Source organism: Methylomagnum sp., from assembly GCF_054333355.1.
Genome location: NZ_JBTEKS010000005.1, coordinates 23,285 through 38,852, shown reverse-complemented (window position 1 = coordinate 38,852; position 15,568 = coordinate 23,285). Strand labels below are relative to the sequence as shown.

The window sequence follows — 15,568 nt, the reverse complement described above, 5'->3', positions numbered from 1 at the left end:
GCCGCCGATGACCCACAGCACCAGATCGTAAACCTCGTCCACGGGCCGTCCTTCCCGCCGGAACATATAGCGAAAAATCAGCGTGCCGTAGACGAAGGTGGCGGCGAAGAACAGCCCGTACCAGCGCACGGGGTAATGGAGCGAACCCAGGTCGAGGCTGAAGGCGATGGGGGAGATGTCCCAGATCATGCTGTGTTGATGGTGTTGCTAGGAATGGGGGGTTGGTCTCACGCCAAACGAATAACGTGGGAGCGGGCTTTAGCCCGCGACTACTTGGAGGCGTGGGCTAAAGCCCACTCCCACTACTTCGCCAGCAGAATCAATTCGTTCTTGGCGTCGTCGATGGTCATGCGGAACCGCTGCAAAAAGCTCATGCCCAGCAGCATGGTGCCTTGCAGCTTTTTGTCGGCGATGAAGCTGACTGCCACGTTGTCGGCGGAAACAGCCCCGATCCGCACGGAACCTAGCGTGCCGATCTTCACCGGCTCGGTACCGCTGGCGGTCTGGCTGAGGCCATCCCGCAGGTCTTCCGGCGCGAAGCCAAGCTCGTGAATCATTGACGAAGGCAGGACCAGGGTCGAGGCGCCGGTATCCACCAGCAAGGCCAAATGCTTGGCGACCGCGTTCGGCCCGGCCACGGCGGCTTCCACCTGATGATGGGCGCCGAGCCGGACGGTCCCGACGTAGGCGCTGTCCGCCGACTTCTTGCCGCCGCCGACTTTCCGGCTGGTAATCAATACCTTCTCAATCACGCCGGGCCGGGCCTGAATCAGCAGGTAGTTATAGTCCCGCAGCAGCGCCTTGAGCCGTTCCGGCGGCGCGCCTTGGGCGCGGCTGGCGGGTTCCGATCCAATGCGCCCCAACCCCTCGATGGCGAAGCCGTTACCCGCCGCGAGCGCTGCCAATTCGTCGCGGAGATCGCCCGGGGCGGCCAGCGCGGCGGCGCTGATGAGGGAGGGCAGGCAGACGGATAACCACCAAGGCGAGTGTTTCATGGGGATGGGGATCAACCGAGCGAGGTAGCGAGGTAGGCTGGGTTGAGGCACGAAACCCAGCTTTTCAAGGCGCCTATAGATGCTGGGTTTCCGCAAAGCTCCAACCCAGCCTACCGGGAAAAAGGGCGCCGCTTTGGGCGAGTCGGCGCCCCGGCTTAGGGCTTATTTGGCCCGGACGTAGTCGTAGATGTTCATGTAATCCTGCCCCGGATTCTTCCACGAGAAATCGTAGCGGATGCAGTTCTTCATCAATTCGCGGAAATGGTCGGGGAAGTCGTAGTAGCAGCTCAGGGCGCGGCCCAGGGCCGACTCCAATCCGCTGTAGTCATAGTCCTGGAACAGGTAGCCGTTCCGCTCGTGCAGCGGCTTGTGGGAGAAGTCCTTGTCGAACACCGTGTCCGCAAGGCCACCCACTTCGCGGACCACCGGCACCGTGCCGTAGCGCAGCGAAATCAACTGGGTCAGGCCGCACGGCTCGTAGCGGCTGGGCACCAGCATCATGTCGGCCCCGGCGTAGATGAGGTGGGATAGCTCCTCGTTGAAGCCGATCTCGATATGCACGTCCGGGTTGTCGTTGAGCTGGTGCTTCAAGCCCCAGAAGTAGTTGTTGATCTGGCCATCCGGGCTGGACCCGAGCAACACGAACTGGCCGCGCCGGTGCAGGGTGTAGAAGATGGCGTGGCGGATCAACTCCAAGCCCTTCTGCGGATCGAGCCGCCCGACGAAGGCCACGATGGGCTTCTCGCTGTCGGCGATCATCAGGCGGTCGCGCAGCGCCTTCTTGTTCTTGTACTTCTCCTCGATGTTTTCCAGCCCGTAGTGGTAGGGGATGTACTTGTCGATTTCCGGGTTCCACACGTTGTAGTCGATGCCGTTGACCACCCCGCCGTACTTGTGGTGGTGGATGTGCAGGGTCGGCTCCAGCCCGAAGCCCTGGCCCTCGTCCTTGGCTTCCACCGCGTGGCGCGGCGACACGGTGGTGACGAAGTTGGAGTAGACCACGCCCGCCTTCATCAGGTTGAGGGCGTGCGGGTTGTAGTTGTCCCGCAGCCGGTCGTAGTGAAAGTAGTATTCGGGGCGGTTCAAGCCGGTGGCGTGGAGCAATTGCGCGCCGGTCACGCCCTGGTGCTTGAAGTTGTGGATGGTGAAGCAGACCCGGGGGTGGGTCAGCCCCAGGAATTGGTAAATCTCGTACAGGAACACCGGCACCAGCGCGGTCTGCCAGTCGTGGCAGTGGATGATGTCCGGGTTCTTGCCCGACTTCCACAGGAATTCGATGGCCGCCCGCGAGAAGAAGGCGTAACGCAGGATGTCATCGTTGAAGCCGTAGATGCCGCCCCGGTTGAAGAAGTTGTCGCTGGAGTGCGGCTCGATGAAGAAGCACTTGCGGCCATGCACGAAGCCGAAGTACACGGTGCAATGAATCGCCCCGCCATACCACGGCACCCACAAGTCGCTGAAGGTCTCGCACAGGCCCCAGATGTGGTCGTAGCGGAGGCAGTCGTACTTCGGCAGGATCACTTCGACGTGGTTGCCGCGAATCTCCATCTCGTTGGCGAGTCCGAACACCACGTCGGCGAGGCCACCCACCTTGGCGACGGGCGCCAGTTCCGGGGTGATGTGGACGATGAACATGGAGGGTGACGCGGAGACTTCCGAAGCCTCCTGATATTCCGACTCCGGTTGCGGGCCGGGGGCGGGCGGCTCCTCGGGTTGCGGCTCGGCTTCCGCCGCCAGGGGCTCGGGTTCCGACATGGGATGTGTCGGCTCGACGTCTGGATACCAAGCGTCTTCCGGCTCGACTTGGGGTTCAAGGGCGGGCGCGGGTTCCGGCTCTGCGGCGGGAGCCGTAACTTCCGGCTCGGCTTCGGCGACAGTCATAGGCTCCGGGGCGGGTTCCACGGCGGGGACGGGTTCCGGCTCGGGCGCTGCTACGACTTCGGGTTCGATTGCGGCCACTGGCTCGGGGATGGATTCCTCGACGGGGGCCGGTTCGGCCTCGGGGGCTGCGGCGACTTCGAGTTCGGGGGCGACCGGCTCCGGGATGGCTTCCGCGACGGGCGCGGGGCTTGCCACGGACGCGGCTTCGGCGACCGGGGCGGTTTCGACCGCCGGGGCTAACTCAACCGCTGGCGGGGGTGTCGGCTCGGCGGTGGCCTTGGCGGTCTTGCGGCGGGCGGCGGGTTTCGCCGCTGGCGTGGCGGGCGCGGCTTCCGCGTCCGCTCCGAACAGGGAGGCGGTGGTGGGCGTCTCGGTTTTGGGAGCGGAATCCGTGGTGGCGGGCTTGCTGCCGCGAGTGCTGGGTTTTTTAGCCATGTGTGCGTCCGGTTACCTGGTTGCGAAAGGTTGTCGATCCGTTGTCGGCCCGTCCGCCGATGGGGCAAGCGGGCCGGTGAGGTTTTTGTGGCTTAGTTTAAGTCATCCAAGTGCATGAACAAAAACACGGGACGGATATTCAAATAGGAATGTCCGATGGCGTGGCGTCACGCCGGGCCATGGTTGGACACCATCCCTCGTGGGGAGCGTATCCGTTGCAAGGCCACCCGTTTTCTAGCGAGGGCCGGGTCCAGTCACGCCGTGACCAGAATCCGCCCCATGCCGGGATGCAGGTCGAATTCAAACGGCGCGGGCAGGAACGCCATGGGCCACTCCGGCGACACGTCCACCAGCGGAGGCGGGCTTTGGACGTACTGGCACAGGTTGCCGACCCGGAAGGTCTGCCAGTTCCAAGCGTCTTTATTGAGGACGATGAGCGCCTGGCCCCTGCCCTTGGTGGCGGCTTTCCACATCAGCAGAATGGACGAGTTCTCGTATCCCAGCACCTCGGTGATGCTTTCCTCGCGGAACACCGCGTATTGGTCCTTGATTTTATTGGCGTGGCGGATGAAGTCGGTGAGGTCCACGTCGGTGGTTTCCCAATCGGAGGGCTTGGTGTCCACGACGTGCAGGGGCTTGCGGAAGCCGAATTCATACCCCATGGGCAGCATCACCCCGGCGGAAAACAGGGCCGCGAACAGGTAGCGTTGCTTCATGGCGGCGAGGTTGCCGTGGCTTTCTTCAAATAACCGGGGCGTGTCGTGGCTTTCCGGGAAGCTGATGGAGGGCACGGTTTCGCGGGTCAGGTGGTATTGCTCCATCAACCACGGGCCGCTGAGATCCCACCACTTGGAGCTATTGAAGATGAAGTCGAAACCGGCGCGGGCGGTGTCCTTGGTCTGGTCCGGGCTGCACCCGAGGGTTTCGGCGGTGAACACGGTGTCGGGGTATTTCTTGCGGATGTCGGAAATCAGCCGGTGCCAGAAGTTGCTGGGTATCTGGTAGGCCGCGTCGCAGCGCAGCCCTGAGAACCCTAAGCCCAGCAGGTATTCGACGATTTTCAGGCAGTATTGGTACAAGCCTTCGGGGTCGCGGGTGTGCTGGTGGTCGAAGCGGGCCAGGTCGCGCCAGACGACTTTTTCGCCGTCGTGGGTGCAGTAGGGGTGGGCGATGCGGCCATTCTCGTGGACGAACCAATCGGGATGCTCTTTGAGCAGCGCGGAGTCGTAGGCACAATGGTTGATGACCAGGTCGACCATCAGTCGCAGGCCGAGTTTTTTGGCGGTTTTCGCCATCTTCTTGAATTGCTCGTCCGGGGCCACGGCGGAGCGGGGCGTGACGAAGGCGGGGTTGATCTTGAAGTAGTCCTTGATGGAGTAGAGGCTGCCGGATTGTCCGGTTTGCTGGATGGGGTTGACGAATATCCAGTCGAAGCCCATGTCCGCCGCTCGTTCCAGATGTTTGGTCCAATCGCGGACGGGGCCGGCCAGCAGGGGAAAGAGGTTGTAGATTTTCATGTTGTCCTGGAAACGAAGTGGCGTCCCCCACTATGGCGGGTCGCAAGGACTGGGATTTTATAGCGGCCCGCCGGGGTTGAGGGGTGGGGATTGGGCCAATGGAGTGTTTCCGGGGCAAGTGGTTAGTGTGGGCCACTCGATGCGAAGCAAGGCGGGTTTTCTGTCGCGGCGTCTGGGATTCCGGTTAGGCCGACTGGGTGCCCGGTTAGGGTGGCTGGGTCTCCGGTTGCGGTATGTGGGGTTCCCGTTGCGGTCACTGGGTCTCCAGTTGGGGCATCGGGGCTTCCGGTTACGGTGAGTGGGGTTCCAGTCGCGATGGCTGGGTTTCCAGTTGGGGCAACGGGGCGCCCCGTTGCCATAACGGGGCGCTCCGGTGGGATTTAACCGGGCGGTTTTAGGGTTTGTCCGTGGCGGTTAGGAGGCTGGTGGGGGCGGTTCGGGGTCATCCACCAGGAATAAGCCCGCTTCGATTTCGGCCCAGGCGGCGGGGGAGACGGAGATGGCGGCGATTTTGCAGTCGAGGAGTAGGTCGTGGTTTCGCAGATATTTATTAATTACTCGTCGGTCTTCAATGCATGCCCGAAGTAAAGTTTCCGTTAGACCCAACTCTCGGGTAATGCTTGTTACAGCAGTCTGCAATTCGGCCTTAAAAGCCGGGTCTTGTAGCTTTCTTTCCGGTAAAGCTGGAATTGTTAGGGGCCGGTTCAGAATGTATTGATTATTTAATTCTACAACCAGGGTGTGGAGACGGTTAGGGTGAGAAAGAGCCAAATTAAGGCCAAGGACTCGGGCCAGGGCGAAGGCGAGGAAAATGAGCTGGAAGCGAACGGACCCAAGGGTTCGGACAAGAGTGGAAGCAATAGCGATTGCTGCAACCCGCTTTGCTGCTGGGTGGGCGCTGCTCTGTGAGCCGTGGGTAATGGAGTTTGCCCAACGGAGTAGCTCGACTAAAGTCGGTGAGGCCATGGCTACAGCGCGGCACTCTCTGGCCATGGCTCGTAGCAAGCTATCGCAGTTGGGCCTAGCCAGTCCGGCGGTGAGCAGGAATACTTCCCGCCAACGATCATCGCCCAGATTTTTCCGGGCCAGATTATCCCAGGTGCAATGATCGGCCAAATGTTGGGCAGTAAAGTATTCCTGAAATGTGAGATGGGAAAATGATAAGACTCCGCCGCTATGATCACGGGCCACTAAAATTCCCTGTTGGATTTCGATGGCTTTCAACACTTCGTCCCCATCCAGATGCTTAGGCGCATTAAGATTGTCAGCCAAAAATTGAGTAATGAAGGCGGATACTTCCGCCTGCGAGAAAAACAACCGATTTGCCTGAAAAAAATCATGGGCCAATTGTCCCAGCATAATTTTTTCCAAAGGTAGCGTCAGGTCTTTATAGATGGGGTCACGATAAATGCAATTTTGAGCCGCCCAACGCTTGAGCAGCACATCCAGCGCTTCGCCATATAGCACGGCTCGATTGCGAGGGAAACATTGGTCAGCTTCGAATGTTATACACAACAGGGTCAGCAGTAAGGGATTCTGAGCTAATTCCTTGGCGGCGGCGTTGTCCGGCTCGTTGAGCGTATCCCAGCAGCGGGCGGCGGTATCAGCTTCACAGTGACGGGCCGAGGAAAACCAGTTATTGATGAACTGCTTGATCTGTTCATTATCGAAATCTGCCATCAGAACATCGGTGAACCGGCGGAACCGGCTCTGATAAGCCGCCGTGCGGCAGGAGGCAATAAAGCGGTTTGTGTGATGCTGGTCCACGAAATCCTGAATATGGTCGATCACCGCGCTTTGATGCTGGCTCGGTATTTCGTCCAAGCCATCCAGCAGCACCAGCAATCGACCTTTTTCCAAAAGCCGTTTGGTGGATTCTTCCGGTTCCCGGAAACCGCAGTTGCCCAGTTCTTTAGCAATGGCCTGTTCCAAGTCCAATTTGCCGGCCGGGTAGCGCCGCAGTTCGAGCAGCACCGGGAAAAGCGCGTGTTCATACTTGCCTTCTTTTCCTTTCAAGGCTTCCAAGCCGATGCGACGCAAAAATGTAGATTTTCCTGCGCCCGGCTGACCCAGCACCATCAGAAAAGCTTTTTCATTCGCCAGCTTCACGCCATCCACGGTTTTTCCACCGCTCTGCAATTGGCGGCGGCCCTGCGCTCGGAACATTTCTTCCAAGCCCTGCGCGTCGGCATAGCGACGGATTTCGCTCTGATCCAGAAATTGCACGGCGGTGTAAATGCCAGCCAAGGGCAGCGGTTCGCTCATGCCCAACACCTTCACCTGACCGTGGCGTTCGGTATAGCTTTGAACATAGCGCTTGGCCGCACTGCGGATTTCACTCCGGGCCTTGTCCTCGTCCTTGAGCCAATCGAATAGCTTTTTGGTCTTGTCCTTCAACGCCTCCAAATACAAATCCCCCAAAGCCTTGGCGATGACTTCGGCGGAGATTCCGAAAACGGCGAGTTCTTCCAGGCCGATCATGGGCGACCTCTTATAGATGGGTGGAAAATGGGACGGGTAGGGTAGCGCCGAACTGGGGGGTTCTCAATCGCGGGACAGCGGGAGTTTGGCGATAACACACCCAGCAGCGGCGCTATCGTCCAGAAAGCGCATCCGTTACCGGAAGCGGCGCGGTGTTCTGACGCGGAAATCGAAGCTGATGTGCGTGTGATTTGGGAAGGCTGGGATTAGGATTTCTGAGGAATATATCGGGGATGTCGCCATCCCCGAATGACAGGGATCGGATTCAATCCTTTTGCTCAAGCCGGGGCGCTCCGGCCTGCCGTGTGGACAAGGCGATTTCGAGCGCGGTTTCGAGCCGAACAACCCGCTCGGTTAAGCGCTCGATTTTCGCTTGCTGTGATTTCACGGTTTCGGCGAGGCGTTCCACCTTGTCATTCATCTTGATGACGGTGGTTAGTGCGTCCCACATCTTGTCGGTAACACCCATCAGCCAGCCTCCCGGTTGGATTCCAGCGCGGCGAGACGTCGATTGGAGGCTTCGACATAGGCCAAGGCGTCGTCGATGGCCTGCTCCGCTTGCCGGGTGGTTTTGAGCATTTGAGTGATCATGCCTTCCAGTAGCGCCTCGTCTTCGGAAGGCCGGTACGCCACCGCCGCACGGCGTAAATATTCGCCCATGGAAACGCCCGCCGACCTTGCCATTTCGGCAATGCGGGCTTTTTCCCCGGCGGTGACTAGAACCGGTATGCGTTGGTTTGCCGTTAGCATCGTAGCCTCCTGTAAATGATGTGCCTGACATGTGCATATTACGGCAAACCACGTCATCAGGGGAATTAAACCAATCCCCGCGCCCGCTCGAACGCCTCCCGGAAATCCAAGAACACCGGCTTCTCCGCCTTGAGCAAATACGCCAGCAAGGCGTTTTGCAGCTTGTACTTCACATCGCCCACCGCCAGCGAGCCGATGCCCACCGCGCCCGGCGAATTGATCGCATGAACCAGCGGCTCGCCGTTGTGCATCCGCTTGATGCCTTCGATCCCCAGCGGCGGCACGGCGTTGATGTCGCCCGCCACTTTGAGCTTCTTGGCGTCGCTTAAGATGTCCGCGTTCAACACCTGCACGCCCGCCTTGGCGGTGCAGAACACGATGTCGGCATGGACGATCAGCCGCGCCTTGTCGGCGTCGGAACTGGCGTAGGTGCCTTTCAGGGACGCGCCGCAACGGGCGTTGTATTCACTGGCCTTGTCCAAGGCATTGTTGATGTTGAAGGGATCGACCAGCTTCACATCCATGCCCGCCAGCGAGGCGATCACGCCGGTCGCGATACCCACCGGGCCGGTGCCGCCGTAAACCACGCCGCACAAGCCCTTCAAGTCCAGGCCGTGCTTCAGCTTCAATTGCTTCTCCACGCAGGCCACCAGCGCCGCCGCCGTGGTGAAGGCGCCGCTCGGGTCGGCCATCACCGACACCTCGAAAGGCGGCACCATGGCCTTCTTGGCGGTGTCGAGCATGTCCAGCGCCAGGCTCAAATCCCGCCCGCCGATGAAAACGCCGGTGCGCTTCACGCCCGTCGGGCCACGGGAAAAGATGGCGTCCTGGACCAAGCCGTTGACCTGCTCCAGCTTCACGTTATCGAACGGGAAAATGCGGTCGAAGCCCGCGTCCACCGCCATGTTGATGTCGAACGGGCTGACGTGGAGTCCGGGGTCGAGCATGTGGAGGACGGTGCGTTTTACGGTTTTTTCCATGGGGGTAGCCTCTCGATAATCAAATAGGACGCATAAACCTGTGGGAGTGGGCTATTAGCCCACGAGAAGCCGCGCCAATCGTGGGCTAAAGCCCACTCCCACGTAAGTCCTGTCAAAAATAAAGGGTCGGCGGGGTGACGCCGACCCTTCGTTCAGTATGACGGTAGGCGGCGCGGCGTCAAACCTTGGCGTACTCGCGGGCGGCTTGGAAGGCGTCGTCGTAATGCTGATAGGAAACGCCCAGCAGCATGTTCTTGAGCAGCAGATTTTGGGTCTTGTACTTCACATTGCCGATGGCGAGAGCGCCCACGCCCACGGCGCCGCTGGTGGAGCCTTCGATGGGGTTGCCCCGGTGATGGGCGTCCAATCCGGCGATGCCCGACGGCGGCACGGCGTTCACGTCGGCGGCGACCTTCAGTTGCGGCGCGGCGGCGACCAGTTCGGCGCTCAACACCTGAACGCCAGCGGCGGCGGTGGCGAACACCACGTCGGCGGTCTTGATGAGTTCGCCCTTGTTGGCGTCGGCGTCGCCTTCGATGCTGGTCTGGCCGTCGCCGAATTCGGCGTTGACCAGGGCGGCGATGGCTTGGGCCTTCTCCAATTGCCGACCGATGATCTTCACGTTGGCGCCCGCCTTGGCGGCGAGGGCGGCGGCGATTTGCCCGACCGGGCCGGTGCCGCCCAGGCAGAGGATGTTCTTGCCCGAGAGGTCGGCGCCGAAGCGGGCTTGCAGCTCATATTCGGCGATGGCGACCATGGCGGCGGCGGTGGTGTAGGCGCCGCTCGGGTCGGCGAACACCGAGACCTCGAAGGGCGGGACCATGGATTTCTTCGCCACCCGCAGCATGTCCACGGCCAGCTTGGCGTCGCGCCCGCCGATGAAGATGCCGGTGCGCTTCACGCCGCTGGGGCTTCTGGAAAACACCGCGTCCTGCACCAGTGCCTGCACCTCGTTTAATTCGACGTGGAGATAAGGAATCGCCGACGTCCAGCCAGCATCGAGCGCCATGTTGACGTCGAAGGGGCTGAGATTCTTCTCGGGGGTGAACATGTGCAGGATATAGGGTTTCTCCATAGTGTGGCCTCGCTTGTTAATTAGATGGAATGGGGATTGTCGTAAACCGTAGTCATGGCCCGGTTTGGCGGCGCGCAGGATAGCATAGAAGTAAAAATGGAAAAGCTGGGGGGATCAGGGGTTTGTCAGGGCAATCGCGCTATGTGATTTTTCTCCCTCTCGCCTTTGGGAGCGGGCTGGGGTGAGGGTATCAAAACAGGATTTCTCCCTCGAAACACCGAAGTTCCGATCTCGCGGAGGCGGTTGGAAGGCAAAAATCCCTGGATTGGGCACCCTCACCCTAAGCCTCTCCCAGAGGCGAGAGGGAAAAACAGCGGCCCCCGGCATAGCGCGATTGTCCTGAGGGGTTTGTTGATGCGTCGAGGTGTCACGTAGGCCGGCTCGGTTTTGAAAACCGAGTCGGCCTTTCCAGCCGCCCTAGACTCAGTTTGAAAACGTCCTAAACAGCCAGATGGATGATTTCCCCCCGCAATTCGCCATCCACGATAAGCAGCCGCCCCACCGCGATGGGCAGCTTGAACCGGCGCGGTCCCGCGCTGCCGGGATTGAAATACAGCACGCCGCCGCGCCGTTCCAGGGTGGGCTGGTGCGAATGGCCGAAGATGACGGCGGCGAAGCCCGCTTGGGCCGGGCATGGCGCCAGTTCGTCCAGGTTGTGCAAGAGATGGAGGGCAAGTCCGGCGACTTCGACGGTTTCCCGCGCCGACAGGGCATCAGCCCAGGCGCCCGCGCCCGCGTCGACATTGCCGCGCACCGCCACCACCGGGGCGATTTCTCGCAAGCCGTCCAAGACTTCGGGTTTCCCCACGTCGCCCGCGTGCAAAATCAAATCGCTGCCCCGCAATGCCGCCAGGGCTTCCGGTCGGAGCAGGCCGTGGGTTTCGGAGATCACGCCGATGATGAAGGCTGGTGTCGTCATGATTGTGCGTTTGGCGGGCATTCGATCAGGGCAAGGGCGCCGCCGTTTTCTCCCCCTCCAGCGGGGGAGGGTTGGGGCGAGGGGAAATCAAGCGTGGGGTTTTCTTCCATTTAGGTCCGCGCCTCGACGCTTTAAATCCCCTTACCCTAACCCTCTCCCGCCGGAGAGGGAACGAAAGCCTCGTTTCATGTTCCGGGACTCATTACGTGGGTCCGTCCAGGTCGATGGGTTCCATGGGGTTGTTGGGGTTGGTTTCCAGGTTCTCGCCGTTGCATTCCCGATCGCCGTTTTGCCAGCCCTGGGCGTAGTCCGGTTCCGCGTTGTAGCGGGCCTCGTCGCGGGTGCGCTGGCCGGTGAGGTTGCTGGCGGTGGACGAGCCATTGGCGCAGCCGTCCCGGTAGCCGTCGGCATAGGCGGGCGAGGAGGCTTCGCGCAACAGCCCCTCGCTGCAAGCCATTAAGAAGGAAGCCGTCAGGCACAGTGCGATGAGTTTGGGCATGGAGTTTTCCTATCGGGATTGCGAGGGGGCGTGGGCGTGGTGAATGGCCGTGGACAGACCTTTCGTTGGCTTGGTATGGTGCAACGCCACTTTTTAACCGGGGTTGAACATGAACAAAGTATTAGAGCAAGCGGCGGTCGTTCTTGGCGTGCTTGGGCTGGCCGTCGCGGCGGTTTCGGGCGGGGCGCGTCTCTTGGGTCTACGGTATGTCTTTGGCTTCGAGGGCATGACCTTGCTGGTGGGAGCCACCGCGCTGATGGTGGCTAGTTGCATGATACAACTGAGTCTGTTGCGCAAAGAACGTTCATAGGGCGGGTGAAGGCGCACACCGATGAATCATGCTTGCGATGTTTGGCTTGCCGTGCGCCGTAACCCACCGCCCTGACTGCGTGGCGGGTTACGGCGCGTGGAGATATTCCTGAAATACGGCCTCGTGCCGATGCGCCTACACCCACCTCAGGGTTAAGCCGGGTATATCACCAATGCCTGCCCCGCCTTGAGCGACGCCTTGGGCTTCAAGCCATTCCATTCCGCCAGCTTGAGTTCCGGGACGCCGTGGCGCTTCGCCAGGGCCGCCAGGGTTTCGCCTTTCTTCACCACCACCGTGCGCGTGGCGTAGACCTTCGCCCCGCCGAGATTGACCGCCAGGGTCTGGGCCTTGTCCGTGGGTATCAGCAGGTTGCGCGTGCCGGTCGGAAGCGGCTGGTCGGGCTTCACGGCGGGGTTGAGCTTGTAGAGCTCGTCCGGGGCCATGCCCGACGCGGCCAGCACCTCGGCGATGGACACGCTCGGCTCCACCTCGACCCGGGTCAGGATGGGCTGCGAGCCGCCTTTGCGCGGCTTGAAGCCGTTGGCCTCGGGGTCCGCAATCACATGGGCCAGGGACAGAATCTTAATGACATAGGCTTCGGTTTCGGCGGGCAGGCTCAACTCCCAGAAGCCGCCGCCCAAGCCCGCCTTCTTGCTGGCGTCGATGGCCCGCGACACCGCGCCCTCGCCCGCGTTGTAGGCGGCGAAGGCCAGCAGCCAGTCGCCATTGAACAGCCGGCTCAGGTGCTTCAAATACTTGAGCGCGGCCTGGGTCGAGGCGTGGACATCGTAGCGGGCGTCGTAGGTCTCGCTGACTTCGAGACCATATTGCTGGCCGGTGCTGGGGATGAACTGCCAGATGCCCGCCGCTTGCTTGGGGGAGAGCGCGGCGGTCTCGAAGGCGCTTTCCACCATGGGCACTAGGACCAGATCGGCGGGCAGTCCGTGGCGATTGATTTCCTCAATAAGGTACGGCAGATAAGGCTCCGCACGCTTCATTAGGAAATCCACCGCGCCGGGGTGTTGGCGGAGGTGGTCGAGTTGGGCGGTCACGGCCTCGTGTTCGATCTCGGCCAGCACCATCCGGCCGCGCACCGTGTCCCAATGGTCGCCGCCGCGTCCGCGTCCGTGGGATTTCTTGGACCCCACCTTGGCAATGATCTTGACCCCGCCCGCCGTGGTGGCGGCCATGTCCGGGTCGGCCTTCGCGCCGGGGAACCGCAGCTTGGCGCCGTGCCGGACGGGCTTGCCGGGCGGGGTGGCGGTGATGATCTTCTGGCGCTGGAGGATGTGTTCGATGATGGCGGCGGACGAGAACGAGTCGGACAGCTCGGGCAGGCTGGCGGCGTAGGTGTCGAGGCGGCGCTGGGCGTCGGGCGAGGGGCCGACGCGGAAGATGCGCTTGCCTGGGTTGGTCGAGGCAAGTTCTGTGGGCGGGGCCGGATGGTGGGCGCAGCCACCGAGCAGGGCGGTGGGGAGTGTCAGGGAAAAGATCAGGCGCCGGACCGCTTTTGGCAAAAGTTCCGTTTTCGGTGGCTCCCTCTGGGATTCGGGCACCCTGTCGGTCGTGCTTTTCATGCGTAAGCTCCGAAGAGGTTATCCAAAATGAAAAACGCCGGGTGATGAGGCCCGGCGTTTTGGCAACATCCCTGATGGAAGGGTTTACTTCCCTTTCTTGAGGTAAGCAATCAAAGCGTCGAGGGCCTGATCGTCGGTGAGGCCAGCGCTCTTGACCGGACCCATCGCCATGATTTGATCCATGGCTTTCGGCATGGCGTTGCGGCCATTGACCAGCACGGCCTTGAACTCATCCCGGCTCAGCTTGTTGACGCTCTCAAACAGGTTCGGGTTCGGCTGAACATCGTGGCAGGTGCCGCAGCCGCGTCCGAAGGCGCGCTCGTAAATCTTCTTGCCAATCTCGGCAGGTTCCTCAGCCATGACCGCGCCAGCGACCATTACGCCGGAAACGAGCAGCATGCCTTTCAGGAGGTTATTGATTTTCATGGTTCTTTTTCCATTGTTTGGAGAGATAAGTCGTCTTGGTCGCCACGCTTCCCAGGCCCATGGCCCGGAGCCATGGCCAACCGGGAAAAATTATTTCAGACAACGCAATGAGCAACAAGGGCGAATTAGCATTTTATGATTAAGTCCCGGCCTTGATCGGGATGCCGGGGCAAGTGATGTGGATGAATCCCGACGCCATCCGGGAATTCATCCTGCCCATGCCGTTGGGCCGTGGGGCCAATCTCACCCCGCGCCATAGTGGGCCGCGTAGCGCGTTTGCGCCTCCCGTCACGTTGCATGGGGCAGGCGCTCAGGCTGGGCTTTTGCCAAAAGCCCCGCCACCGCGCTGATTGCCCCGGCGATTCATGGTTGTTTCCCTCTGTGAGGTGAGTGGCCCGGATGAAGGTTTGCGGAATTCGGGGCGCTAATATCACAGGTTGTCCCGGATTTTGTTTGCTACGCCAGGATATAAAAAAGCCCCGTTTTGAGGATGGGGCTTTTGGGGGGCGGTGGGTTTGACGCCCGCGTTCGGCACCCCGCGCCATTCCGCGAAACCTGAAAACACCAAGCCGCTTCGCAGCGCGGGTGCGCTGGATCGAGTTGTTAGGAAAGTATGTTAATTGAGAATGTCGGGCAACAATAAAGCCGTTGCCCGACCTACCCGAATACCCACGCGCCATGACCCGCTGATTCCGCGAGGCGGCGGGTCATGGCGCGTGCGAGTCCGGGGAAACGTCAAGTTTTTCCGAAACGCGCCTAACCCGCCCTACGTGTTCGGACGCAGTAATTCGATGATGACGTAAGACACGAAGTATTCACCGATAAATGGCGTTTTCATCAGCATCCGACCCATCGCTTGTCGGGCACGAGAACCACCGAAACTATGCAGCTCTTGGCGTGCAATCTCGAATCCGGCCTCGCGTGCCAAAATATGGAATGTTGGAACATCCAATTTGTTTATATAGCCTTGCTCTTCAAATGAAGACCATGCTCGCCACTTGTTGGGTTTCTTGTTTCCTTCTTCATCCAGATCCCAATGCCGGGGTATAAACTCGGGTAGGTCGTATATATTTTCGGCAGCGCGAAACATAGCGCGTTCGCCGAAAACCACATGCGCCCAAGGAATTGGGATCAAAGCCTCCATGTGTGGACCCCACGGCCCCTTATAAGGAAACCATTCGATAAGGCATCGTCCACCAGGGCGAAGGACGCGATACCAATCGTTTAAGATGGATTTAGGCGACATCACGTGCTCAAGGCAATCAAAAGCCAGGAGCGTATCAAACGATTGATCTGGGACGGGCAATCGATCTGGAGAGCCTTTTACAAAGTCGATTGCTACACCATTTGGCAGTGGTGTTTGAGTAAGCGCCTTATTTGCGCGTTCTATGGCCACCTCGCTTATATCTATGCCTACGATTCGTCTAGGACACTTCTCTTTCGCGAGAAAAATACTTAAAGGGCCATCGCCACAACCGAAATCTAGTACATCTTTATCAATGATGTTTGTGTCAGAAAATGCGGCCCAACTCTTCGAGAGAGAATCATTGCGCCAATCTTCATAAGTCCCGTAGTTAATCGTTCGTTCGGCGGGGGAGCGCATAAGTCTTTTGCTGATCGCGAAACATGCTTGAGTACGAATATCCATTGCTATGCCTTACTGTGTTGCTATTCATAAAGTTGTGGTGGCTCTTACGGTAGGAACGCCAGTTACCCGGCGCCC

General features: G+C 60.2%; 15 protein-coding genes. 1 reads left to right on the top strand and 14 read right to left on the bottom strand.

What is annotated here, in order from left to right; all coding sequences use genetic code 11:
* The 11 genes from ACXWUF_RS01295 to ACXWUF_RS01245 all read right to left on the bottom strand — a co-directional run.
* Positions 1–189, bottom strand: a 189-nt coding sequence (locus ACXWUF_RS01295; protein ID WP_458492838.1) for a prolipoprotein diacylglyceryl transferase family protein, incomplete at its 3' end; no start/stop codon positions are given.
* A gap of 113 nt (positions 190–302) precedes the next feature.
* Complete coding sequence (locus ACXWUF_RS01290; RefSeq protein WP_458492837.1) at positions 303–995, bottom strand: retropepsin-like aspartic protease family protein; 693 nt, start codon at positions 993–995, stop codon at positions 303–305.
* A gap of 162 nt (positions 996–1,157) precedes the next feature.
* Positions 1,158–3,311 (bottom strand): glycogen synthase GlgA, encoded by a 2,154-nt coding sequence (gene glgA / locus ACXWUF_RS01285; protein ID WP_458492836.1) that lies wholly within the window; start codon positions 3,309–3,311, stop codon positions 1,158–1,160.
* A gap of 254 nt (positions 3,312–3,565) precedes the next feature.
* The gene (locus ACXWUF_RS01280; RefSeq protein WP_458492835.1) at positions 3,566–4,828 is read right to left on the bottom strand and encodes an alpha-amylase family glycosyl hydrolase; all 1,263 of its coding nucleotides are present in this window, start codon (positions 4,826–4,828) and stop codon (positions 3,566–3,568) included.
* A gap of 414 nt (positions 4,829–5,242) precedes the next feature.
* Positions 5,243–7,309 (bottom strand): NACHT domain-containing protein, encoded by a 2,067-nt coding sequence (locus tag ACXWUF_RS01275; protein WP_458492834.1) that lies wholly within the window; start codon positions 7,307–7,309, stop codon positions 5,243–5,245.
* 265 nt (positions 7,310–7,574) lie between these two features.
* Positions 7,575–7,778, bottom strand: coding sequence for a hypothetical protein (locus tag ACXWUF_RS01270; protein ID WP_458492833.1), 204 nt, complete (start codon positions 7,776–7,778; stop codon positions 7,575–7,577).
* Positions 7,778–8,059, bottom strand: coding sequence for a plasmid mobilization protein (locus ACXWUF_RS01265; RefSeq protein ID WP_458492832.1), 282 nt, complete (start codon positions 8,057–8,059; stop codon positions 7,778–7,780). The genes ACXWUF_RS01270 and ACXWUF_RS01265 overlap by 1 nt, the downstream gene beginning before the upstream one ends.
* A gap of 65 nt (positions 8,060–8,124) precedes the next feature.
* The gene (locus ACXWUF_RS01260) at positions 8,125–9,039 is read right to left on the bottom strand and encodes an NAD(P)-dependent methylenetetrahydromethanopterin dehydrogenase (protein ID WP_458492831.1); all 915 of its coding nucleotides are present in this window, start codon (positions 9,037–9,039) and stop codon (positions 8,125–8,127) included.
* Positions 9,040–9,217: 178 nt separating this feature from the next.
* On the bottom strand, positions 9,218–10,114 hold the full coding sequence (locus tag ACXWUF_RS01255) for an NAD(P)-dependent methylenetetrahydromethanopterin dehydrogenase (RefSeq protein WP_458492830.1): 897 nt from the start codon (positions 10,112–10,114) through the stop codon (positions 9,218–9,220).
* Between the two features lie 439 nt (positions 10,115–10,553).
* On the bottom strand, positions 10,554–11,033 hold the full coding sequence (locus tag ACXWUF_RS01250; RefSeq protein WP_458492829.1) for a metallophosphoesterase family protein: 480 nt from the start codon (positions 11,031–11,033) through the stop codon (positions 10,554–10,556).
* Positions 11,034–11,235: 202 nt separating this feature from the next.
* Entirely contained in the window at positions 11,236–11,532 is a 297-nt protein-coding gene (locus ACXWUF_RS01245; protein WP_458492828.1) for a hypothetical protein, read from the bottom strand.
* 109 nt (positions 11,533–11,641) lie between these two features.
* Here ACXWUF_RS01245 and ACXWUF_RS01240 point away from each other — a divergent pair, with 109 nt between their 5' ends.
* A complete protein-coding gene (locus ACXWUF_RS01240) occupies positions 11,642–11,842 on the top strand; it encodes a hypothetical protein (protein WP_458492827.1) in 201 nt (66 codons plus the stop codon).
* 152 nt (positions 11,843–11,994) lie between these two features.
* On the opposite strand, the gene ACXWUF_RS01235 is transcribed toward ACXWUF_RS01240, so the two are convergent.
* The 3 genes from ACXWUF_RS01235 to ACXWUF_RS01225 all read right to left on the bottom strand — a co-directional run bounded on the left by ACXWUF_RS01235 (position 11,995) and on the right by ACXWUF_RS01225 (position 15,448).
* Positions 11,995–13,419, bottom strand: coding sequence for a transglycosylase SLT domain-containing protein (locus tag ACXWUF_RS01235; RefSeq protein ID WP_458492826.1), 1,425 nt, complete (start codon positions 13,417–13,419; stop codon positions 11,995–11,997).
* 84 nt (positions 13,420–13,503) lie between these two features.
* Positions 13,504–13,845, bottom strand: a complete 342-nt coding sequence (locus ACXWUF_RS01230) for a c-type cytochrome (protein WP_458492825.1) — start codon at positions 13,843–13,845, stop codon at positions 13,504–13,506.
* 766 nt (positions 13,846–14,611) lie between these two features.
* The gene (locus ACXWUF_RS01225; protein ID WP_458503269.1) at positions 14,612–15,448 is read right to left on the bottom strand and encodes a class I SAM-dependent methyltransferase; all 837 of its coding nucleotides are present in this window, start codon (positions 15,446–15,448) and stop codon (positions 14,612–14,614) included.
* Positions 15,449–15,568 lie beyond the last annotated feature (120 nt).